General features: G+C 47.9%; 19 protein-coding genes and 1 tRNA gene. 10 read left to right on the top strand and 10 right to left on the bottom strand.

Annotation, left to right across the window (positions count from 1 at the left end):
* The first annotated feature begins 7 nt into the window (after window positions 1–7).
* Entirely contained in the window at window positions 8–2,143 is a 2,136-nt protein-coding gene (yccS, locus tag A0G03_RS20455; protein ID WP_048259633.1) for a YccS family putative transporter, read from the top strand.
* Window positions 2,144–2,159: 16 nt separating this feature from the next.
* Here yccS and A0G03_RS20460 read toward each other — a convergent pair whose 3' ends face one another.
* Window positions 2,160–2,780 carry a TfoX/Sxy family DNA transformation protein gene (locus tag A0G03_RS20460; RefSeq protein ID WP_048259632.1) on the bottom strand — a complete coding sequence of 207 codons (621 nt, stop codon included), beginning with the start codon at window positions 2,778–2,780 and terminating at the stop codon, window positions 2,160–2,162.
* A 223-nt stretch (window positions 2,781–3,003) separates the two neighbouring features.
* Between A0G03_RS20460 and sulA the strand changes: the two genes are divergently transcribed.
* A complete protein-coding gene (sulA, locus tag A0G03_RS20465) occupies window positions 3,004–3,510 on the top strand; it encodes an SOS-induced cell division inhibitor SulA (RefSeq protein WP_048259631.1) in 507 nt (168 codons plus the stop codon).
* A gap of 362 nt (window positions 3,511–3,872) precedes the next feature.
* A complete protein-coding gene (ompA, locus tag A0G03_RS20470; protein ID WP_048259630.1) occupies window positions 3,873–4,958 on the top strand; it encodes a porin OmpA in 1,086 nt (361 codons plus the stop codon).
* 85 nt (window positions 4,959–5,043) lie between these two features.
* Here the strand turns inward: ompA and matP are convergent, their stop codons facing one another.
* Window positions 5,044–5,502: a macrodomain Ter protein MatP gene (matP, locus tag A0G03_RS20475; RefSeq protein WP_048259629.1), complete on the bottom strand. Its 459-nt coding sequence runs from the start codon at window positions 5,500–5,502 to the stop codon at window positions 5,044–5,046.
* A 177-nt stretch (window positions 5,503–5,679) separates the two neighbouring features.
* Here matP and A0G03_RS20480 point away from each other — a divergent pair, with 177 nt between their 5' ends.
* Window positions 5,680–7,449, top strand: a complete 1,770-nt coding sequence (locus tag A0G03_RS20480) for an AAA family ATPase (protein WP_048259628.1) — start codon at window positions 5,680–5,682, stop codon at window positions 7,447–7,449.
* A 91-nt stretch (window positions 7,450–7,540) separates the two neighbouring features.
* On the top strand, window positions 7,541–8,059 hold the full coding sequence (gene fabA, locus A0G03_RS20485) for a bifunctional 3-hydroxydecanoyl-ACP dehydratase/trans-2-decenoyl-ACP isomerase (RefSeq protein ID WP_048259627.1): 519 nt from the start codon (window positions 7,541–7,543) through the stop codon (window positions 8,057–8,059).
* 94 nt (window positions 8,060–8,153) lie between these two features.
* On the opposite strand, the gene A0G03_RS20490 is transcribed toward fabA, so the two are convergent.
* The 4 genes from A0G03_RS20490 to betI form a co-directional block, all read right to left on the bottom strand.
* Window positions 8,154–8,807 (bottom strand): tellurite resistance TerB family protein, encoded by a 654-nt coding sequence (locus tag A0G03_RS20490; protein ID WP_080965227.1) that lies wholly within the window; start codon window positions 8,805–8,807, stop codon window positions 8,154–8,156.
* 158 nt (window positions 8,808–8,965) lie between these two features.
* Entirely contained in the window at window positions 8,966–10,645 is a 1,680-nt protein-coding gene (betA, locus tag A0G03_RS20495) for a choline dehydrogenase (protein WP_048259625.1), read from the bottom strand.
* A 19-nt stretch (window positions 10,646–10,664) separates the two neighbouring features.
* Window positions 10,665–12,137: a betaine-aldehyde dehydrogenase gene (betB, locus tag A0G03_RS20500; RefSeq protein WP_048259624.1), complete on the bottom strand. Its 1,473-nt coding sequence runs from the start codon at window positions 12,135–12,137 to the stop codon at window positions 10,665–10,667.
* Between the two features lie 67 nt (window positions 12,138–12,204).
* A complete protein-coding gene (betI, locus tag A0G03_RS20505) occupies window positions 12,205–12,810 on the bottom strand; it encodes a transcriptional regulator BetI (RefSeq protein ID WP_048259623.1) in 606 nt (201 codons plus the stop codon).
* Window positions 12,811–13,167: 357 nt separating this feature from the next.
* Here betI and A0G03_RS20510 point away from each other — a divergent pair, with 357 nt between their 5' ends.
* The 3 genes from A0G03_RS20510 (at window position 13,168) to A0G03_RS20520 (ending at window position 16,365) form a co-directional block, all read left to right on the top strand.
* Window positions 13,168–15,201, top strand: a complete 2,034-nt coding sequence (locus A0G03_RS20510; RefSeq protein ID WP_048259622.1) for a choline transporter — start codon at window positions 13,168–13,170, stop codon at window positions 15,199–15,201.
* A gap of 217 nt (window positions 15,202–15,418) precedes the next feature.
* The gene (locus A0G03_RS20515) at window positions 15,419–16,057 is read left to right on the top strand and encodes an RpiB/LacA/LacB family sugar-phosphate isomerase (protein ID WP_010287191.1); all 639 of its coding nucleotides are present in this window, start codon (window positions 15,419–15,421) and stop codon (window positions 16,055–16,057) included.
* Between the two features lie 218 nt (window positions 16,058–16,275).
* Window positions 16,276–16,365 (top strand) — tRNA-Ser (locus tag A0G03_RS20520).
* Between the two features lie 87 nt (window positions 16,366–16,452).
* Here A0G03_RS20520 and phoH read toward each other — a convergent pair.
* The 3 genes from phoH to A0G03_RS20535 all read right to left on the bottom strand — a co-directional run bounded on the left by phoH (window position 16,453) and on the right by A0G03_RS20535 (window position 19,219).
* Window positions 16,453–17,241, bottom strand: a complete 789-nt coding sequence (phoH, locus tag A0G03_RS20525; protein ID WP_048259621.1) for a phosphate starvation-inducible protein PhoH — start codon at window positions 17,239–17,241, stop codon at window positions 16,453–16,455.
* A gap of 531 nt (window positions 17,242–17,772) precedes the next feature.
* Entirely contained in the window at window positions 17,773–18,288 is a 516-nt protein-coding gene (gene fliZ, locus A0G03_RS20530) for a flagella biosynthesis regulatory protein FliZ (protein ID WP_048259620.1), read from the bottom strand.
* 208 nt (window positions 18,289–18,496) lie between these two features.
* A complete protein-coding gene (locus A0G03_RS20535; RefSeq protein WP_011093316.1) occupies window positions 18,497–19,219 on the bottom strand; it encodes an RNA polymerase sigma factor FliA in 723 nt (240 codons plus the stop codon).
* A 650-nt stretch (window positions 19,220–19,869) separates the two neighbouring features.
* Here A0G03_RS20535 and A0G03_RS20540 point away from each other — a divergent pair.
* Together A0G03_RS20540 and A0G03_RS21895 are read left to right on the top strand one after the other, a co-directional pair.
* Entirely contained in the window at window positions 19,870–20,913 is a 1,044-nt protein-coding gene (locus tag A0G03_RS20540) for a glycosyltransferase (protein WP_223250576.1), read from the top strand.
* A gap of 101 nt (window positions 20,914–21,014) precedes the next feature.
* The gene (locus A0G03_RS21895; RefSeq protein ID WP_157860051.1) at window positions 21,015–21,179 is read left to right on the top strand and encodes a hypothetical protein; all 165 of its coding nucleotides are present in this window, start codon (window positions 21,015–21,017) and stop codon (window positions 21,177–21,179) included.
* A 267-nt stretch (window positions 21,180–21,446) separates the two neighbouring features.
* Here A0G03_RS21895 and A0G03_RS20545 read toward each other — a convergent pair whose 3' ends face one another.
* Complete coding sequence (locus tag A0G03_RS20545) at window positions 21,447–22,229, bottom strand: dTDP-4-amino-4,6-dideoxyglucose formyltransferase (protein ID WP_048259618.1); 783 nt, start codon at window positions 22,227–22,229, stop codon at window positions 21,447–21,449.
* Window positions 22,230–22,267: the final 38 nt, after the last annotated feature.

Genomic DNA, 22,267 nt, shown 5'->3' on the forward strand with positions numbered 1-22,267 from the left:
TATTACGTTGCTCACCTTTGCCCCAGGAATTCGTCGCTATGTGTATAACAGCAGTTGGCTGTATACCATCCGCATTCTCATTGCACTCAGTGGTGCAGCAGCCATTCCCTGGTGGTTAGGTCAGCCAACATCAACCATTCCCGTTACGCTTGGCGTCGTCGCGGCAGCCCTCACCGACCTTGACGATCGCCTCACTGGACGTCTGCGTAATTTGTTCATTACGCTGACGTGTTTTTTTGTCGCTTCCGTTTCAATCGAACTGCTTTTTCCCTATCCCTGGCTGTTCGGCCTTGGTCTCGCAGTATCGACCTGTGCCTTTACCCTGCTCGGAGCATTGGGGCAGCGCTATGCAACTATCGCATTCGGCGCACTGCTGATCGCGATTTATACCATGCTAGGCATTTCTCTTTACGACAATTGGTATCAGCAACCCATCATGCTGCTGGTCGGGGCATTGTGGTATAATTTGCTTACGCTGTTCGGTCACCTGATATTCCCAATCCGCCCGCTACAGGACAACCTCGCGCAGTGCTATCAGCAGTTGGCTCGCTACTTAGATGCAAAAGCCAACCTATTCGATCCTGATATTGAAGAAGAAACCGACAGGCCCCTTATTGACGTCACGATGGCAAACAGCCAACTGGTTGCGACACTCAATCAGACTAAATCATCGCTGTTAACGCGTCTGCGTGGCGATCGCGGCCAGCGTGGGACGCGCCAAACGCTGCATTACTATTTTGTCGCGCAAGATATTCACGAACGAGCCAGCTCATCGCATGTTTACTATCCGCAATTGCGTGAAAAATTGCGCTATAGCGACGTCTTATTTCGCTTTCAGCGTCTGCTGAGCATGCAGGCAAAATCCTGTCAGCAACTGTCACAATCCATTCTGCTGCACCAAAAATATCAGCATGACAGCCGTATTGAGCGGGCTTTTGTGCATCTCGAATCCGCTATTGCGCGTATTGCCGCCAACAAAATGGCGGATTCCGCACAAATCAAAGCACTGACGTATCTATTGAACAATCTGCGCGCCATTGATGCTCAACTATCAACCATCGAATCCGAGCAAACTATTGAGCAAGAAAACAACCCTGAAAACACATTGGCAGATGACAAAATCACGGGTTGGAGCGATATCCGCTTACGCATTAGCCGCCATCTGACGCCTCAGTCGGCGCTGTTTCGTCATGCCATCCGTATGTCCGTACTGCTCTGTAGCGGCTACGCGTTGATTCAGATAACGGGTTTGCAACACGGCTACTGGATTCTGCTGACCAGTTTGTTCGTTTGCCAGCCCAACTATAACGCCACTCGGCGGCGGCTGACGTTGAGGGTTATCGGGACATTGACCGGTATTTTGCTCGGCCTGCCCATCCTGTACTTCGTCCCTTCACTGGAAGGACAACTCACGCTGATCGTCATTAGCGGCGTACTGTTTTTCGCCTTTCGCAACGTGCAATACGCACATGCGACCATGTTTATTACGTTGCTTGTCCTGCTCTGTTTCAACCTATTGGGTGAAGGCTTTGAGGTCGCAGTGCCACGTATTATTGATACATTGTTAGGGTGTGCAATTGCGTGGGCAGCGGTGAGTCTTATCTGGCCAGACTGGCATTTCCGCGGTTTACCAACCGTTATCAATAAGACATTGAATGCCAATTGCCGTTATCTTGATGCGATCATGATTCAGTATCATCAGGGGAAAGATAATAGCTTGCCTTATCGCATTGCCCGCCGCGATGCACATAACTGCGACGCAGAACTGGCGTCTGTTGTGTCAAATATGTCTTCTGAACCTCATGCCATCAAAAATAAGCTGGATGGTGCATTCCGCTTCATGTGCCTGAACCATACATTGTTAAGTTATATCTCAACACTCGGCGCACACCGTGGAAAAATCACCTCATCGGAAACACTGCAATTGTTGGATGATGCCGTGTGTCATGTTGATGACGCGCTACACGGCGGCGAAGAGGACAGTTGGCGTATCAATCAGGGATTGAAAACCATTACCACCAGCATTCAATCCCTCTCACCCGAGTCAGACAGTAAAGAATCATTAATTACTCAGCAAATCGGCCTGCTGATCGGCCTCTTACCTGAACTCGTACAGCTAAAAAATGACATGATGACGCAGTAAAAACATGGCGTATTTCTTAGTGCTTTGGTCCTTTGGATACCGCATTGTTTTTATACCATTCCAGTAGTTCGTTGCGGATACCGCGAGGAAGTGCCGCCTGATGCGTGCCACAAATGGCACCAGCGAGCGCCAATAGCACATTAACACTCAGATTAGCCCGGACTTTCCGCAACTCAAGATAGCTATTTTTCGCGCCATAATGCTGTAATTCATCAACATTCTTTATCCCCGCTTTCCACAGCAGCCGCTCAATATCATGATTAAGATTCGGAAGATCCTTTAATCGCCCGTTCGTACTTCTGACGGCTTTATCATATTGGGCGCCCAACAGCGCCATACGGGCAAAATATAATAGCTGCACAGGTTCTTGCCATAAGGCTTCGTCGACAAGAAAGTAGTTCAACGGGACCGGCATACCGCGTTTGGTATAAATCAGATTAGGCATATCGCGTTGCTGAAAATATTCTTCATCTTTCTTACTAGCGCGAAGATAAAGTTCCCCTTCCGACACCAGTCCAAAAATCATTTTATTTGCTGCGATGCTGTAGCCACCAAATTGGGAACGTGAAGTAATGTCCCCCAAAGATGAAAAAGATTGCTGAGATTGCAAAATCCTTTTTTTGCATAATTGCTTCATTGCCGTAATCCTTAGTATTGAAATGATCTCTTCCTGAACAATTAAAATATTCGTAGCAGGAACAAATAATTAAACACAGCCCCGAGGTGGCTTCAAACATAAAATGTGTTTACTGTCTCTTGCATAAGGAATATGCGAAGCGCTTTCAAAAAAATCAGGTTGATTTTCACGCACACAGTGGATACTGTATGTTCATACAGTATCACTATGGGTAGGACTCATTATGCGTACGCAATCAATCAGCTCTCACAACATCGAGTTGTCATCTTTTTCTGCAAATCAACACGCTGCGGAACCCTCGGTTGCCACGGGCGGAATTATCAGCGAAATCGTGTACAACGCCGATCAGCCCATAGTCACACACCTGTTATTACCGCTCTTACAGCAGTTGGGCACACAGTCTCGTTGGCTGCTGTGGCTTTCTCCTCAGCAAAAATTGAGCCGTCCATGGGTCCAGCAATCTGGGTTACCACTGGATAAAATGGTGCAACTCCACCACATCAACCCTCTATTTACGGTAGATGCCATGGAAAAGGCTTTGCTGACAGGAAATTACAGCGCCGTTTTGTGCTGGCTGCCGCACGAATTGACGGAAGAAGAGAAGGTTCGGTTACGGCACGCCGCGCAGGCGGGAAATACGTACGGCTTTATTATGCGGCCAGAAAGTGCTGCAGGGGATGCCTATAGACTGTTTCCTAGCCTTAAAATTCATTCGACATTGTATCATTAAGTAAATTAAGAATTTTCTCAGCTCATTCAAACTATATGTCTTGGCGATCGCCGCAGAGCGGTATTCTGCGGGCTTTTTGGGTATATTTAATACAACCAAAAGGCGTAATATCTGTCAAAAGCATCTACTATTTGTTAGCAAGTATGTATGAATCGTGCGATTTTCTTATGACACAAATCACATCATACTTGTAACTTTCTCATCAGGTTGTAGACTTTAACTCGCTGGAGTTGCTCTTTTATAACGTCAGTTGACTGACAGTGAGTCATAAATAAGGGCAAAGTCTCCGACTAAAGGATTTTAACCAAAGGTTTATTAGCCCTCCAGGTTAATTGCCGATTTGGATGATAATGAGGCGTAAAATGAAAAAAACAGCTATCGCAGTTGCAGTGGCACTGGCTAGCTTCGCGACCATCGCGCAAGCAGCTCCTAAAGACAATACCTGGTACACCGGTGGTAAACTGGGTGTGTCTCAATTCCATGATACTGGCTTCTACGGCAATGGTTACACTGGTGTCGTTAACAACCCAATCAAAAGCAAGTTAGGCGCTGGTGCGTTTGTTGGTTATCAAGCCAACCCGTACTTGGGCTTTGAACTGGGCTACGACTGGCTGGGTCGCATGAAGTATGCAGGTTCTACTTCTAATCCAGCAGACAGTGCTAGCTTCAAGGCACAGGGCATCCAACTGGCTGCTAAATTGAGCTACCCAGTTATGCCTGATCTGGACGTTTATACTCGTCTGGGCGGTCTGGTATGGCGCACTGATAGCCACGCAGACAGAAGCGGCACCCATCTCAACAACGACGACACTGGCGTTTCTCCGCTGGCTGCGATCGGTGTTGAATACGCTATCGACAAAAACTGGGCTACCCGCGTTGACTACCAGTGGGTAAGCAACATTGGTGATGCTGGTACCGTTGGTGCTCGTCCAGACAACCTGCTGATGAGTGTTGGCCTGTCTTACCGTTTCGGCCAGGATGATCGCGTAGCACCTGTTGTTGCTCCGGCTCCGACCCCAGCTCCAGCTCCAGTTGTTGAAACCAAGCGTTTCACCCTGAAATCTGACGTCCTGTTCAACTTCAACAAAGCAACGCTGAAACCAGAAGGCCAGCAATCACTGGATCAACTGTACACCCAGCTGAGCTCTCTGGATCCGAAAGACGGTTCCGTTGTTGTCCTGGGCTTCACTGACCGTTTAGGTTCAGAGCAATACAACCAAGCGCTGTCTGAAAAACGCGCACAGAGCGTAGTTGATTACCTGGTTTCTAAAGGTATCCCTGCGAACAAAGTCTCTGCTCGTGGCTTGGGTAAATCTCAACCAGTTACTGGTTCTACCTGTGACAACGTGAAACCTCGTGCTGCGCTGATCGACTGCCTTGCACCGGATCGTCGCGTAGAGATCGAAGTTAAAGGCATCAAAGACGTTGTAACTCAGCCTCAGGCTTAAGTTATTAACGAAAAAAACCTCGCTTCGGCGAGGTTTTTTTATGCTTTTTTACCAGTGGGTAATGGGTAATAATGACAAAAATCGATCACGTTTCGTCATTATTCAGAATGGCTTTAAGATCCTGTTTAAGCAGCGACATCTGGCTGGCATACTTCTCTTTGTGCTCAGCATCTTCGATTAACTGCACAATCGTTTCTGACAAGGTAGCTCCACGCCTCTGAGCAAGAGCAGCAAGACGCTGCCAGACCAGATATTCCAGATCGATCGATTTCTTGCGAGTATGCTGGTGCTCCGCATTGAAATGACGCTTACGCCGTGCGCGAATCGTTTGCTTCATCCGATTTTCTAAGGTGGGATTCATACATTGCGCAATCCACTCCAGCACTTTTACCGGCTGGTTTTCCATTTTAAGCAATGCCTGTACGGCATGATCTGCAGCACTTTGCTCCAGAAAACGCGTAATTTCCTCTCCCTCCCGATGCTTCTTCACCAGGTATTTCCATTTCCATCCGCACTCAAGATTTTCTAGTTGTTGATATTTCATATTAAATTCTTCAGTGACCGCGTAACGTTACTTTCAGCATAACAGTTTTCCCTGATTTTGACCGCTTTCTGGCGGCTTTCCGGCAGCTTTTAAGACGATTAGCCAAACACGGTTTGAGCTTCAACGTGTGAAAGATGACGGAGAGATGACTCTCCTTATGCGCAGTCCGCATTATTCTTGTATAATCACGCTTTTCCTTTAGACGATTACATTGATACTTTGACCAGTAACCGACTCTCATGGCAGCATTTACTGCCCAATAATACGCCCTATCAAACGCTATTCACTCAGGCAGCTCAGCTTGCTCCTGCTGAATTCTCCGCTATTCAGTCGCGTCTGGCAGACAGTCTGACGCTCTTTTGCCACCCTCGTTCCCCTTCACGCTTTATGCTGTTGAAAGCGCAAGAGAACGATGAATATATGGCATTGATCGCCCGTGCGCTGAGCGCCATCAGGCTAGACTCCGGGGCGATACATGGCAGTAAATATATCATTGAGGGTCGTCATATCCGGGTCGAACCCGCCACGCAGCCTTCGGATAACTTTGCTGCGCAGCAATCCTGTGGCTATCAGGAATGGATTGAGCCCGAACAACTCTTCGGCTGTGTACGCAATTTTCACGATGAAATCACCTTGCATCCAGGGCTGATTCATCAGGTTAATGGCGGCACATTGATCCTGTCTGCCAGAGCGTTGCTGGCTCAGCCTTTGATGTGGCTGCGTCTGAAACAGATTATGGCAGAAGGGCTCTATCGTTGGCTGTCGCCAGACGAGCGCAAACCACTTCCTGTTGATGTGCCACCGATTCCGCTTGATATTCGCCTGATTATTCTCGGTGACCGAGAAAGCCTGGCAGATATTCATGATATGGAGCCGGACTTAGGCGAACACGCGATTTACGGTGAGTTCGAAGCGCAATTGCAGTTGATTGAAACAGATGACATGGCGCGCTGGTGTACCTACATCAATGCACTATGCAGCGAGAATCAACTGCCGCTACTGGACGCGGATGCCTGGCCGGCATTAGTCAACATTGCCGTACGCTACAGCGGCGATCAGGGCAATTTACCATTATGCCCACGCTGGTTAATCAGCCAGTTAAAATACGCATCGCTGTACGCCAGAGATGGTCAGATTACCGAGCAGGCGCTGATTGACGCGATTGCCGCTCGCCAATGGCGTGAAGGCTATCTTCGTGAGCGCATGCAGGATGAAATAGAACTGGGCCAGATTCTGATCGAAACAGAAGGCGAAGTCGTCGGTCAGGTTAACGGGCTTTCCGTGCTGGAATTCCCAGGCTACCCCGTTGCCTTTGGTGAGCCGACACGCATCACCTGCGTGGTTCACGCTGGCGACGGCGAATTTACTGACGTCGAGCGCAAAGCCGAACTTGCTGGCAATTTACACGCTAAAGGCATGATGATCATGCAGGCGTTCCTGATTACCGAGCTAGAGCTTGATCAACAGCTTCCTTTCTCAGCGTCCATGGTCTTCGAGCAATCGTATAGCGAAGTTGATGGTGACAGCGCCTCACTGGCAGAGTTGTGCGCACTGATCAGTGCACTCTCCTTGCGACCAATCAACCAGCAGTTCGCCGTTACCGGCTCCGTCGATCAATTTGGTCGTGTTCAGCCAATTGGCGGCGTGAATGAGAAAATCGAAGGCTTCTTCGAGGTTTGCCAGCGTCGTGGGCTGACGGGTACCCAAGGTGTGATTTTACCTGCGACTAATTTGCGCCATCTCTGTTTACAGGAAGATGTCGTTGAGGCTGTACGCGAAGGGAAATTCCACTTATTCCCAGTAGAAACCGCGCCGGAAGCAGTGTCATTACTGACCAATTTCGCTTACGACGATGAGCAGCAGCCAAACCTGTTAGCGGAAATTCGTGAGCGAATCGGACAACTTTTACCGCAAGAGCGTCGACGTTTCCCTTGGTTTTTCCGTTAAACCAACTGGTTCAACCAGATGCAACAGACTTGCTCAGCGTACAGGTGTACGCTAATCTGCGTGCTTCATTAAAACAAGGCTTACAGAGACCATGGTAGATAAACGCGAATCCTATACAAAAGAAGACCTCCTTGCCTCCAGTCGTGGTGAGCTGTTCGGCCCGCAAGGCCCTCAGTTGCCCGCTCCTAACATGCTAATGATGGACCGCGTCGTTAAAATGACAGAAGACGGCGGTAAATATGGCAAAGGCTTCGTGGAAGCCGAATTGGATATCTCGCCTGACCTGTGGTTCTTCGGTTGCCATTTCATTGGCGACCCGGTGATGCCAGGCTGCCTTGGTCTGGATGCTATGTGGCAGCTAGTCGGCTTCTATCTGGGCTGGTTAGGTGGCGAAGGTAAAGGCCGTGCACTCGGCGTGGGTGAAGTTAAATTCACCGGACAAGTACTGCCAACGGCGAAGAAAGTGACTTACCGCATTCACTTCAAACGCGTAATCAATCGCCGTCTGGTGATGGGTATTGCTGATGGTGAAGTGCTAGTTGACGGTCAACAGATCTATACCGCTGACGAACTGAAAGTGGGTCTGTTCAAAGACACCAGCTCTTTCTAAGCGCCAGACGACACTGCGGGCGAAAAATTTTCGCCCGCGTTATCCCTTCCATTTGTTCGATCGCACCCAACTGCAACCTAAACCACTCGACCTATTATGATGGACTTTTAAGTTCATTGGTGATCGACTGCCGCACATCTTGCGGTATCTTCAATTCCGTCGCTAACGCATCCAAATAACTTTTTTCCATGAAGTGATCGACATCGATTACAGCACAGCTCAGGAAGTAGACCTCAAGTGCTTCTTCTTCATTCTTTACGCCTTTCGCCAGCAAAATCGGGTCAAGCGGTTGTTCTATCGCTTCCTGTACCCAGCGGTGCGCGTCACTTCCTAATTGCAGTTGCTGAATATTGTCATCAATACGCTGTTTCTCGGTCGCATCAATATGACCGTCACTCTTGGCAGCAAAAACCAGAGCCTGAATCAGACGTCGGGCGCGAATATTATCAGCCGAGGATTGGGTACCAAACTGAGGATCATCCTGATGTGTGTCGCGAACGCGTTTCTTATACTGGTTCCACAACACCACGCCGGCAGCCGCGCTCCCACCGATGATCAATGCATTTTTACCCAATGAACCCATAATTTTCCGCGTGGACTTATTCGATAGCAACACACCCGCCAAACCACCCAGCGCCGCAGGCTTCAACATATCGCCAAAATTGCCTTTTTTACCGCCTTGCTGATGATTATCCTCCTTACTACCGGAGCCTAATAAGCCCTGAATTTGTTGCAGCCAATTATTCATTTTCATTCCTCAAGGAAAAGTGACATCACTGATGTGTTGTCACCCATAGTAATGGTGCGGAAGGCGTTTGTTTGTCAGATTGTGTATAGCAATGAAAAGTATGGACCGCGGTTTCTACGCGGTCCATTTGGGCGGTCCATCTGGCTATGCTGGGAACGTTATGACACGGGTTTCAACGGCGCTTTTCTCACTGGCGTGCTTCCGGCAACATAGTAGCGCGCCTTGCTACGTGGCAGCGGCTGACGGCGGCGAATTCGATCGGCAATTTTCTCCGCGATCATGATAGTCGTCGCATTCAGGTTACCGGTAATAATCTGCGGCATGATGGAAGCATCGACAACACGCAAGCCTTCCATGCCGTGGACACGGCCTTGCCCATCGACGACTGCCATTTCATCCTCTCCCATCTTGCAGGAACAGGAGGGATGGAACGCCGTCTCAGCATGAGTGCGGATAAACTCATCCAGTTCCTCATCCGTCTGAACCTCTAGGCCAGGACTGATCTCTCGCCCACGATATTTGTCCAGCGCGGGCTGCGCCATAATTTCACGCGTAATGCGGATCGCGTCACGAAACTCCTGCCAATCTTGTTCCGTCGACATGTAGTTGAACAGGATGCTGGGGTGCTCGCGGGCATCTTTAGATCGTACCTGAACACGCCCCCGGCTGAGTGAGCGCATAGAACCGACGTGCGCCTGAAACCCGTGTTCTTTCACCGCATTACTGCCGTTGTAATTAATCGCGACGGGTAGGAAATGGTATTGAATATTCGGCCAGGTGAATGCGTCCCGACTACGAATAAAACCGCCTGCCTCAAACTGGTTACTAGCACCAATGCCCGTGCCGTTGAACAACCATTCCGCGCCGATTTTCGGCTGATTAAACCATTGCAACGCCGGATATAGCGATACCGGTTCTTTGCAGGCATATTGCAAATACATTTCCAGGTGATCTTGTAAATTCTCACCGACACCGGGCAGATCGTGTACCACGGGAATATCGAGTCCCTGGAGCAAATCTTTCGGCCCCACACCGGAACGTTGCAGGATTTGCGGTGAGGCAATTGCGCCAGCGCATAGCAGCACTTCGCGACGGGCCTTCGCCGTCTGGGCATTTTCGCCTTTAAAGTAGGCGACACCAACGGCACGTTTTCCGTCAAAGAGAATTTTGTCGGTTAAGGCGTGCGTCACGATAGTCAGATTCTTACGGCTTTTCGCCTGATCCAAATAGCCACGCGCGGTGCTGGCACGACGCCCCTTCGGCGTGACGGTTCTGTCCATTGGCCCAAAACCTTCCTGCTGATACCCGTTGAGATCGTCCGTACGCGGATAACCCGCCTGCACGCCCGCTTCTACCATCGCGTGGAATAGTTCGTTGTTTCCCATCTTCGGTGTTGTCACCGAAACAGGGCCAGCCGCCCCATGGTAGTCATTCGATCCCACATCCCGCGTTTCCGTTTTGCGGAAATACGGCAGGCAGTCGAGGTAACTCCAATCTTCCAGACCCGGCATGGTCGCCCAATTATCAAAATCCATCGCATTACCACGGATGTAACACATGCCGTTAATCAGCGACGAGCCACCCAATCCTTTTCCTCGGCCACATTCCATCCGGCGATTATTCATATGCGGTTCGGGATCGGTTTCATAGGCCCAGTTATAGCGTTTCCCCTGTAATGGGAAAGCTAACGCGGCAGGCATCTGTGTACGAAAATCCAGCCGATAGTCAGGACCACCCGCTTCAAGCAGCAGCACGCTCACATCGCTTTCTTCTGTTAAACGCGCAGCCAACACATTGCCAGCGGAACCGGCTCCGATAATGATGTAATCATATTCCATTAGGCTTTCTCCCCTTCGTTTAAAATACCGAGCGGAATTCACCCAGTTCAACCTGTACAGATTTAATTTGCGTGTAGTGTTCCAATGTTGTTATGCCGTTTTCACGCCCGACACCCGAATGTTTGTAGCCGCCCACAGGCATTTCAGCCGGAGATTCTCCCCAGGTGTTGATCCAGCAAATCCCCGCGTCCAGTTGATGAATAACCCGATGTGCCCGATTCAGATCTTGGGTCACAATGCCAGCCGCCAGCCCGTACTCACTATCATTAGCGCGGCGGATAACTTCATCCTCGTTCTGATACGTCAGAATACTCATGACTGGGCCGAAGATTTCTTCTCGGACAATCTTCATATCGTCTCGACAGTCAGTGAACACCGTAGGTGCAACGTATGCGCCCTGTGCATAATCACCGTCTGTTATAGGTTCACCGCCCACCAGCACGCGAGCGCCCTCTCGTTTTCCGCTTTCGATATAACGCAGTACGGATTCCCTGTGCGAGAAGCTAGCCAGCGGGCCAAAATTCACCAGATCGTCAGTCGGATCGCCGATACGGATCCGCTGAACGCGCGCTAGAATTTTTTCCTCAAACTGCGTCTGCAATGCCTGTGGTACAAAGACACGCGTGCCGTTGGTACATACCTGCCCTGAACTGAAAAAGTTCGCCATCATGGCGATATCCGCCGCCTTATCCAGATCGGCATCATCAAAAATGATCAACGGCGATTTCCCGCCCAGCTCCATCGTGACCTCTTTTAGCGTCGAACCTGCGGCATTAGCCATGACCGTTTTCCCACTGGCGATCCCTCCGGTGAAAGAGACTTTGGCAATACCTGGGTGAGTGGTCAGCGCCTGACCAACGGATTTCCCGGTTCCGGTCAGCACGTTAAATACGCCTGCCGGTAACCCAGCCTCAGTGTAGATTTCCGCCAGTTTCAGCGCGGTGAGCGACGTGACCTCACTGGGTTTGAAGATCATCGCGTTGCCTGCCGCTAGCGCAGGTGCCGATTTCCACAACGCAATCTGAATGGGGTAGTTCCAGGCACCGATGCCAGCGACAACACCAAGCGGCTCACGACGGGTGTAGACAAACGAGGTATCGCGTAGAGGGATCTGTTGGCCTTCCAGCATAGGAATCAACCCCGCGTAGTACTCCAGAACATCGGCACCGGTCACGATGTCGACGGTACGCGTTTCCGAGAGCGGCTTACCAGTGTCATGCGTTTCAAGCAACGCGAGCTCATCATTGCGCTCACGCAGGATATCAACGGCGCGGCGTAAAATGCGCGAACGCTCCATCGCCGTCATCGCCGCCCATACCTTCTGCCCTGCGGTAGCGGCGCTGACCGCGCGATCAACGTCAGCGGCAGTGGCCGACTGGATGCAGGCAATAATGTCGCCATTCGCGGGGTTCACCGCATCAAACGTATCGTTACCCGTGCTATCGACATAGGTGCCGTTGATGTAAAGCTGTTGTAAACCGTAGCGAGACATAAACTCTCCTGTCTGATGACTGCCCGATTACACGTCCGGGCAGAGAAGGCAAAATAATGAGGAAGGATTACGCGCGAGTGAGCAGCCGATCGATAGTGAGTTGTTGATCGATATAGTCGTAGGTAATACTCAGTGCTTCTTCGCAGTTGAAGGCGTTATGACTTAGCGCTCCGCGCAGCCACAAGCCATCGATCAACCCCGCTAACCCTTTTGCCGCAATGCGTGCGTTATCTTTCGGCAAACAACGGCTGAACTCGACACTCAAGTTGGAATAAAGCCGCCGATCGTTGACCTGCTGCAGCCGATGGAGCATGGGGGAATGCAGACTACTAGCCCAGAATGCCAACCAGGTTTTCATCGCCGCGCTGTTTGTCTGGCTATCATCAAAATTCCCCTGAACAATCGCCCGCAAACGAGCACGAGGCGTATTGTCTGTCAGGTTAAGCAATCTTGATTTCACCGCCAGCCCCAGATGGCTAATCAGATAACGCATCGTCGCTTCCAGTAAGCCATTTTTATCGCGGAAGTAATGGCTGATGATCCCATTCGACACCCCCGCGCGTCGGGCAATCTGTACGATCGAGGCGTCATGCATCCCAACATCGTTAATCGCTGCCAGCGTCGCTTCGATGAGTTGCTGCCGTCTGATGGGCTGCATTCCGACTTTAGGCACTGCGTTCTCCCTTCATTTTTTGCGTTATGAATCACGGTAAAAGACGATGATTCGTGATCCGATTTATCCTATTAAACTTTTTTTTGATTGAACGTTCAATAAAAAATGAATATATTTTATTGCTGAAAGGTTAAAAATTCGCATCAATTATCACAAAAAGTGGCTTTAGTTCAGACGATAACGCCGCCTTAAAATAAATGACTTATTTTTTGTTCTGACAACCATCTTCAACGGAAAGCGTACTCAGCGGATGTCCTGCGCCTTGTTATTGGTATGGGATAAGCTCTTGATATGCGCTAAGCGCGCTTCGTGGAGAGAGGAGTCAGAGTATCGATTCACATAACGCAAGGGATAACCATGCCAGCCTCAGAAACCACCACCCAGCAGGATCGCCTGAATCCTGTCGTGTTCTATACATCAGCGGGATTAATACTGACCTTCTCGCTGATGACAATGCTGTTTAACAAAGAAGCGAATGAATGGATTACCCACGCACTCAACTGGGTTTCTGCCACATTTGGTTGGTATTACCTGCTAGCCGCCACGCTCTACATCGTTTTCGTCATCTTCATCGCCTCGTCTCGATTTGGTTCAATCAAGCTCGGGCCGGAACAATCGAAACCTGAATTTAGCCTGATGAGCTGGGCGGCAATGCTGTTTGCAGCGGGGATCGGCATCGATTTAATGTTCTTTTCCGTCGCGGAGCCTATCACGCAATACATGATGCCGCCGGAAGGACAAGGCCAAACGATGGAAGCTGCGCGACAGGCCATGGTCTGGACGTTGTTTCACTACGGGCTGACGGGCTGGTCAATGTACGCCCTGATGGGAATCGCGCTGGGTTACTTCAGCTACCGGTATAATTTGCCGCTGACTATTCGCTCTGCCCTGTACCCTATCTTTGGTAAACGCATCAATGGCCCGATTGGGCACAGCGTCGATATTGCAGCCGTACTCGGCACCATTTTCGGTATCGCGACCACGTTGGGTATCGGCGTCGTTCAGCTTAACTATGGGCTGAAAGTCCTGTTCCAAATCCCAGAGAATCTCACCGTTCAGGCTTCTCTGATCCTGCTTTCCGTGATCATGGCGACCGTTTCCGTGACGTCCGGTGTCAATCGTGGCATTCGCTTCCTTTCCGAGCTTAACGTCCTGCTCGCACTGGGCTTGATTCTCTTTCTGCTCTTTTGGGGCGATACCGAGTTTCTGCTAAACGCGCTGGTACTTAACGTCGGGGATTACATCAATCGTTTTACGGGCATGACGCTCAACAGCTTTGCGTTCGATCGCCCGACAGAGTGGATGAATAGCTGGACGCTGTTTTTCTGGGCATGGTGGGTCGCATGGGCACCGTTTGTCGGGCTATTTCTGGCACGTATCTCACGCGGCAGAACGATTCGCCAGTTCGTCGTCGGTACGCTGATCATTCCGTTTGTCTTTACGCTGCTGTGGCTCTCCATTTTTGGCAACAGTGCGCTTTATCAGGTGATCCACGGTAATCTGGATTTTGCGAATGAAGTCATGCAACACCCGGAGCGCGGATTCTACAGTCTGCTGGCACAGTACCCAGGCTTCAGCCTGAGTGCCTCTGTCGCCACCATTACCGGCCTGCTGTTTTATGTCACGTCTGCCGATTCTGGTTCACTGGTGCTGGGCAACTTTACCTCTCGCCTTGCCGACATCAATAATGATGCGCCGAACTGGCTGCGCGTTTTCTGGTCAGTCGCCATTGGTCTGCTGACGTTGGGTATGCTGATGACAAACGGCGTTTCAGCATTACAGAACACCACCGTCATCATGGGGTTACCGTTTAGCTTTGTGATGTTCTTTATTATGGCAGGCTTATATAAATCACTGCGGGTCGAGGACTATCGTAAAGCCAGCTCATTACAAACGTCTGCACCTATGCCAATATCCGGTGACGATCGCTTGAACTGGAAACAGCGCCTCTCGCGCGTCATGAATTTCCCCGGTACGACGCATACACAGAAAATGCTGGATAACGTCTGTAAAGTCGCGATGGATGATGTTGCGCGTGAACTACGTCTACGAGGCACCAGCGTTGAAGTCAACGAATTGCCTCCTGTCGAAGATGAGCGCTTGAACCATCTCGAACTGTTGGTTGATTTGGGCGATGAACAGAACTTTCTTTATCAGATTTGGCCACAGCGTTATAGCGTCCCGGCTTTTACCTACCGTGCGCGGTCAGGCAAATCAGATTATTACCGGCTTGAAACCTTCTTATTAGAAGGAAGTCAGGGGAATGACCTGATGGATTACAGCAAAGAACAGGTGATTAACGACATTTTGGATCAGTACGAACGACACCTGAATTTTCTTCATCTTAATCGAGAAGCACCGGGCAATACGCTCACCTTCCCCGACGCATGATCATCAACCCAATGGCGCTGAAATACAGCGCCATTTTTCAATCACTTATCCTCTAGTTACTCATTTTCTCTGCATCGTGTTTTTCCCGAATTTATGGGCTGTGCCGCATTCTTTGCTTCCACGATTTGCGCTTTATTTTTGAAACGGTATACTGCACACATCAAATTGAAATACAGTTTTAAAAAATGTATTTGTCCGTCACAGAAAAGGAACGAACATGAAAATTGCACTGATTAACGAGAACAGCCAGGCTGCCAAAAACGCCATCATCGCCGAGTCTCTGACCAAAGCGGTTGCACCGTTGGGCCACACTGTACACAACTACGGCCAATACGCAGTTGAAGATGCAGCACAGCTGACCTACATCCAGAACGGTATTCTGGCAGCTATCCTGCTGAACTCTGGCGCAGCTGATTTCGTCGTAACTGGTTGCGGTACTGGTCAGGGCGCAATGCTGGCTTGTAACTCCTTCCCAGGCGTAATCTGCGGTCTGGTTGTTGACCCATCTGATGCTTACCTGTTCTCTCAGATCAACAACGGTAACGCGGTATCCGTTCCTTACGCTAAAGGCTTTGGCTGGGGCGCTGAACTGAACCTGGAAAACCTGTTTACCCAGTTGTTCAAAGAAGAAGGCGGCAGAGGCTATCCAAGCGATCGCGTTGCTCCTCAACAACGTAACAAGAAAATCCTGGATGCCGTGAAAGCTGTGACCTACAACGATCTAATCACCATCCTGAAAGGTCTCGATCAGGATCTGGTTAAAGGTGCGATTGCTGGTCCTAAATTCCAGGAATACTTCTTCGCTAACAGCAAAGACGAAGCACTGACCAGCTACATCAAAACGCTGCTGGCGTAATCGTCCAATCGCTGCAAAAAACCACAGGTCATTGCGATCTGTGGTTTTTTTTATGCGTTTTTTTCAATGATTTTGTCTACATGTTGACGACACGGTTACGCAGGCTATCCGTTACCGTTCAATGCTTAGCCAGACGCACTGATAGCGCTAAATACTGCTTGACCGGAGCTAAGTGACTCCCTATAGTAGCGCCCCGTTGCCCCTCGTAGGCAACCCCCGGTGAGGTGTCCGAGAGGCTGAAGGAGCACGCCTGGAAAGTGTGTATACGTGAAAACGTATCAAGGGTTCGAATCCCTTCCTCACCGCCATATAAAAGAAAACGCCCCTGACTTGCGTCAGGGGCGTTTTCTTTTATGGTGTGGCGCGAGAATTTTCATTCCCGCGCCACACAGACATCAGCCATAGGCATGGAGCGTACGCTGGCACAGTGCCGAACGAACGCAGTCCTCTTTACCGAAAGAGACCACGCCAATCATGTCATCGTCAACAAAACGCTCCAGTGCGTCGCGCAGGCCGGATTTAACCCCAGCAGGCAAGTCACACTGCGTCACATCACCATTCACGATAACGGTAACATTCTCGCCTAAACGCGTCAGGAACATTTTCATTTGGTTCACCGTCACGTTTTGCGCTTCATCCAAAATCACAACCGCATTTTCAAACGTCCGCCCGCGCATATAAGCAAAAGGCGCGATTTCGACTTTGCCTATTTCCGGTCGTAAGCAATACTGCATAAAAGATGATCCCAGCCGACGCAGGAGTATGTCGTAAACTGGGCGGAAATAAGGCGCAAACTTCTCCGAAATATCACCGGGTAAAAAACCAAGATCCTCATCAGCCTGTAATACTGGCCGCGTAACAATAATGCGCTCAACCTCTTTATGGATTAGTGCCTCCGCCGCTTTCGCAGCGCTCAGATACGTTTTGCCGCAGCCAGCTTCGCCTGTGGCAAAAATCAACTGTTTGTTTTCTATCGCAGACAAGTAATGTTCCTGGGCGGCGGTACGAGCTTGAATAACAGAATTATCACGATTCTCACGCGCCATTCCGATTGCTTCAATCCCGCCCATCTGTACCAGAGAAGTGACCGATTCTTCTTCACGCTGACGATGGCTACGCGAATCACGACGGATAACGCGTTTTGCTTCACGACGAGCTTTGATCACTGCTTTTTGTCTTCCCATAGTGGCACCTTACAGTTTGTTTCACTTACCGCACTGCTTTGCAGCGCGTGACGTTTAACTCACTAACGAGGTTAGGCTTCCTTATTAAGCCAATAGCGGACAGAAAATACACATGAGTCATCCACGAACCGTGTAAAAAACGGGCCGAACATTCATGGATAGGAAAAGAAAATAAATGGGGAACTTGGGTAAAGAGAGAATGGAACAGTGTTGAAAATAAGTGGGAGGAAAATCCCTCGCATCGGCGAGTCAGCAGCGTAGAATCTTGACATCGATTACAAAGTCCACAAGCGGACATTACCATGCGCGTTCCTCACTGTGACAACAACTATTCCACTGAATAATGATTGATCGCATCGTAGAACTACTGCTAACCATTCCCTAAAAATTAGTGCCGAATGATTTCAGTAGTATGACAGTGCAATAATTTGCCCCTACAACGCAAGCATTTTTTACACTGTCATAACATTTACGTATAGTCAGTATCCCATGGATTAGCAATGTCAGCCTGAGAAATACGCACTATGCACGTTAAAAATGCCGCTGCCAGTCCAGGTATTGATCGTATTTTCGTAGGGCGCTGCGGTAGATATTTTGCTCAATGTCAGGAAGGTAGTCGCATACACGCTGCTGTACCCCATCACGGTGCCCGGAAAAAGTTTCTGCAGGATAATTATTTGCGACCAGCAGTTCATCCAACCGCCGCAGACGAATGACATACTCGCGCATCGTGCTATGACGAACTTCGGTTTGTTCGATCAGATATTGTGTGAAAGCTTTAATATCGAAATAGCTAGCAGTGGTATTGCATAATATTTCGCTACAAAAGCGGCAAAGTGGGATTAATTCCTGTTGCAGACCAGACCATATTTCGTCATCGATAAGCCTGTCGATGCTGCCAATTGATTTTTTATTGATAAGCTGATTGCGAAACACCAGTGAAACGCGGTCAAGTTCTTTATCACACTGGGAACAGTTGGTCTGTCTATGTTTGAAGTCTTTCAGATAACGGCTTAGCAGCTGTTTCTTCCGAATTGATGGGTGCATGAATCCATTCCATGACAATATATAACTTCAATGTGAAGCCATAGCACCTCTCATTACGCTAGAGGATCCGGTGCTACAAAACAGGCAGTATTGACTATTTAGATACTGAGGCAAGATGCTCATCAATATTCAAAAAAATTGTCATGGTCCTGCTGCTGCTTCAGTGGCTGAAGATATATTTTGATAACAGTATTCCTACGCAGCGCAATTAAACATCGTTCATTAATTTCACGCGCAGGCGCTTTATCGCCTGGCTATGCAACTGACTGACTCTTGATTCTCCAACCTCAAGAACGGCACCGATTTCTTTCAGGTTCAACTCTTCCTGATAGTAGAGCGTCAACACCAACTTTTCACGTTCTGGCAGGTTTTCAATCGCGTCCATCACACGATGGCGCAAATTGCCTTCCATCAATTGATGCAATGGGTTGGCATCTTCGTTGCCTTCCAGTAACGCCTCTGCACTATCGCCATGTTCTTCACGCCATTCATCGTAAGAGAAAAGCTGGCTATTGTTCGTATCCAGCAATATCTGACGATAATCCTCAAGCGTAATGTTCAAGGTCTGCGCAACTTCCTGCTCCGTTGGAGTACGACCGAGTTGTTGTTCAGTCTGTTGCATTGCTTGTGCCACTTCCCGCGCATTACGCCGTACACTGCGTGGAGCCCAATCACGACTGCGTAATTCATCCAGCATCGAGCCACGAATTCGTTGAACGGCATAGGTGGTAAACGCCGTACCTTGCAACGAATCATAACGTTCAACTGCGCTTAGCAAGCCAATACCGCCAGCTTGTAGCAAATCGTCAAGTTCAACACTCGCGGGGAGACGAACCTGTAAACGCAAGGCTTCATGGCGCACTAGTGGGACATAGCGCTTCCAGAGGGAATTTTTATCCATTGTGCCTTCGGCGGTATACAAATCGCTCACAGTGACAAATACCTACGATGATAATGTTATCGACACTATTATGCTTTTAGGTAGGGTAGCCAATCGCCTGAATAGCGTCAAAAAAGAAGGGTTATTCCTGCCATGTATGACAAGATTAGGTAAAGAATATGCGGTTAGAAGCATAAATGCCAGTCGCATGGAATGCAATGATACGCTAAATTTGTGATGTACATCTCTTTCGAGGGGATGATTCTAGCGCAGGTTCTACGCAGAGAAAAGGATGTTTTATGGGCGAGAAAACCATTTTCAATACATGGCATCCCTGTGCCTAAAGTCAGACTAAAGATCTGGCCTATGTACTTTTACTACCACTTAACCAAATGACTCAGTGGCTTTACGTATTTCCTTTATAAGGATCTAACACCGTGTCTTGCAACCTCAGTGGTTCACTATCAAAAGTGATTGGATTGAACGACACGGCTTACGTATCTCCATTTCTAGTACAGATAAAAACACACTGCGGCCTCAGTATTTAAACGATGGAAAATGATATTAATCATTCACCACAGATTAAACTTTCACACCACAAACAGCCAAAATTGATCTCGGATTGATGCTACTAAAAGTTTGGTATAATATCTTGTAACATCTACATTTTAAAAACCCGGTGTACAATGATATCAGTCTGTATGATCGTGAAAAATGAAGCTTTGCACTTGAGTAGCTCGCTGAAAGAAATTGCAAAATATTTTGATGATATTATTGTTGTTGATACTGGATCCAGCGATGACTCAAAGAATATTGCTAGGGATTTTACCGACAAAATTTATGATTTTGAGTGGATATCAGATTTCTCAGCTGCGAGAAATTACTCACTACAATTCGCTAAGTATGATTGGGTTTTAGTGGTGGATGCTGATGAAATAATTAATAAATTTGATAGTGAGTTACTCTCTGAACTGATTAACGCTCACCCTACACAGGTTGGTACCGTAGAGGTCGCAAGTATCACCAATGATGAAAGCTCGGAAGACATAGATTTAATCCAAGAACGCATAAGCCGAATTTTCAACAAAAAATATTATGAGTTTTTCGGTATTATCCATGAACAAATTTGCAAAAAAAATACCGGAGAAGCACCTAATGGACGTTTTGATACTCCATTATCATTCACGCATAGTGGTTACACGAAAGAAACGATAGAAAGAAAAAATAAGATCGCTCGCAATATTACATTACTCGAGAATGCTATCGATAAAATGAGTGATGATCCCTATCTGCATTATCAGTTAGGAAAAAGTCACTACTTAGGGAAAAATTACGAGCAAGCTGCACAAAGTTTTGAAACATCATTACGTCTGCAAAAAGATATGCACCAGGATTACAATGAAGTTCTGATTGAATGTTACGGCTATTGCTTAATTAATACCGAACAATATGAAAAAGCCTTAGGTATTTTACAATATGAAAATCTCTGTCATTCTACTGATTTTATGTTTTTAAAAGCATTAATACTCATGAATAACGCTGATTTTCAGAATGCGATTTATACATTTCAGCTATGTACAAAAATGGGACCAGGTCGAAAACAAGGCGTTGGGACGTATAAGGCCAATTACAACATAGCGGTTATACTTGAGTGTTTTGGTATGAAGCCTGAAGCTCTCGACTATTACCAACGATGCGGGGATTATAAGCTAGCGCTTGACGGGATAATAAGAATTACATCGTAAACTATTTTTAGATAGACAGGTTGTAAGTGTCTCGGTAAACCGAGCCATTCACTTTTAGAGATCTTCCGACATACTGATTATGACCCTCTGGGGAGATCGCTATGCGTAAAGCCCGATCTACCGAACACCAGATCATTGCCATGTCGAAGTCCGCCGAAGCCAGACGCACCGTCAAGAATGTCTGCCGTGGTAGCAGTTTTGCCAGTATTTCGGTTTTTCGTTCAGGGGAAACACGTTTCATTTGTCACTCCATGCCCTCAAATTGATTTTTCAGAGGGTGTGACAACTATACTGACACTCAGGGGATCGCTGGCTGCACAAATATAACGGCGAGCGGCCCCATGAATCACTGAATAACCTGACACAGGAAGAATACCGGTTGATGGCTGGAAAACCGGAAATCTCAACCTTTTAAGGTCCAGTGTCAGATCAAGTCGCGACTAATACAGCTTAGGGAACTTGCTGCCGGGTGGAATTTAGATAGATATGTCATTTTTTCTTATATACATGTTTAAAGTGGCTATTGAGTTACCCTAAACATCCTCTTCTATTATAACCCTTACAAAATATTTTTTACCATTCTCATCGACAAAATATGCGTTTTTAAAGTCACCGTGCGTGGTGGCGCGCAATACGTTTAAGTGCTCGCCGAATGTTGCTACAGACGTTAAGTTTAGTTCGCATAGTGCGTTATATTCTTTTATTCCATTGTAGTTACCGTCTTGCTCCGGTTTTGTAAAATTGAAGATTCCTTCAATAATATTAAAAACATTTTCGCGCATCAACTCCTTTTCGGCAGCTATTATTTTCCTATAAATATCTAACGAAGTATCGGATATTTTTACTCCAACTTCTTTCTGAGCAATAATCTCGCCATGGTCTACTTCGGCATCCATTAAATGAATGGTAGAACCAACTGGCAAGCCATTTATTATTGAAAAAGCTTGGGGATACCACCCGCGGTTATATGGATTTAGCCCAGGGTGAAAGTTGACACAGCATACATTCTCAATGAGTCTCTTAGGAAAGATCTGCTTACAATGTAGACTAAAAACTAAATCATAGTTTTCTATTATTCTGCTTACCGTGCTTTCATCTTTGACATTTATCTTTTCTGCACCTATTTCAATCATCTGTTGTGGGTTAAGATTGAATGATGTATAGCAAAAATCAACCTTCAACGAATGTTTAAATAAGTTTTCCTCAAGCTCATTTTTCAAAAAAAGTGAAAGCTCTTGATTTTCTGAAATAACAAGCAATCTTTTCGCTGGACATTTCACATTATTTCGGTGTGTACGCTGTTTTTCGTGACTCATTGCTGTCGTCTTTTGTCAACATAAAGATAAAGCACCAT

Origin of the sequence: Pectobacterium peruviense (genome assembly GCF_002847345.1) — a bacterium.
GTDB classification, from domain to species: domain Bacteria; phylum Pseudomonadota; class Gammaproteobacteria; order Enterobacterales; family Enterobacteriaceae; genus Pectobacterium; species Pectobacterium peruviense.

Bases quoted from the DNA above. Each gene is read 5' to 3' on its own strand.
- A0G03_RS20460 (WP_048259632.1), bottom strand. From the start codon at position 2,780: ATGAAGCAATTATGCAAAAAAAGGATTTTGCAATCTCAGCAATCTTTT.
- sulA (WP_048259631.1), top strand. From the start codon at position 3,004: ATGCGTACGCAATCAATCAGCTCTCACAACATCGAGTTGTCATCTTTT.
- ompA (WP_048259630.1), top strand. From the start codon at position 3,873: ATGAAAAAAACAGCTATCGCAGTTGCAGTGGCACTGGCTAGCTTCGCG.
- matP (WP_048259629.1), bottom strand. From the start codon at position 5,502: ATGAAATATCAACAACTAGAAAATCTTGAGTGCGGATGGAAATGGAAA.
- fabA (WP_048259627.1), top strand. From the start codon at position 7,541: ATGGTAGATAAACGCGAATCCTATACAAAAGAAGACCTCCTTGCCTCC.
- A0G03_RS20490 (WP_080965227.1), bottom strand. From the start codon at position 8,807: ATGAATAATTGGCTGCAACAAATTCAGGGCTTATTAGGCTCCGGTAGT.
- betA (WP_048259625.1), bottom strand. From the start codon at position 10,645: ATGGAATATGATTACATCATTATCGGAGCCGGTTCCGCTGGCAATGTG.
- betB (WP_048259624.1), bottom strand. From the start codon at position 12,137: ATGTCTCGCTACGGTTTACAACAGCTTTACATCAACGGCACCTATGTC.
- A0G03_RS20510 (WP_048259622.1), top strand. From the start codon at position 13,168: ATGCCAGCCTCAGAAACCACCACCCAGCAGGATCGCCTGAATCCTGTC.
- A0G03_RS20515 (WP_010287191.1), top strand. From the start codon at position 15,419: ATGAAAATTGCACTGATTAACGAGAACAGCCAGGCTGCCAAAAACGCC.
- phoH (WP_048259621.1), bottom strand. From the start codon at position 17,241: ATGGGAAGACAAAAAGCAGTGATCAAAGCTCGTCGTGAAGCAAAACGC.
- fliZ (WP_048259620.1), bottom strand. From the start codon at position 18,288: ATGCACCCATCAATTCGGAAGAAACAGCTGCTAAGCCGTTATCTGAAA.
- A0G03_RS20540 (WP_223250576.1), top strand. From the start codon at position 19,870: ATGATCGTGAAAAATGAAGCTTTGCACTTGAGTAGCTCGCTGAAAGAA.
- A0G03_RS21895 (WP_157860051.1), top strand. From the start codon at position 21,015: ATGCGTAAAGCCCGATCTACCGAACACCAGATCATTGCCATGTCGAAG.
- A0G03_RS20545 (WP_048259618.1), bottom strand. From the start codon at position 22,229: ATGAGTCACGAAAAACAGCGTACACACCGAAATAATGTGAAATGTCCA.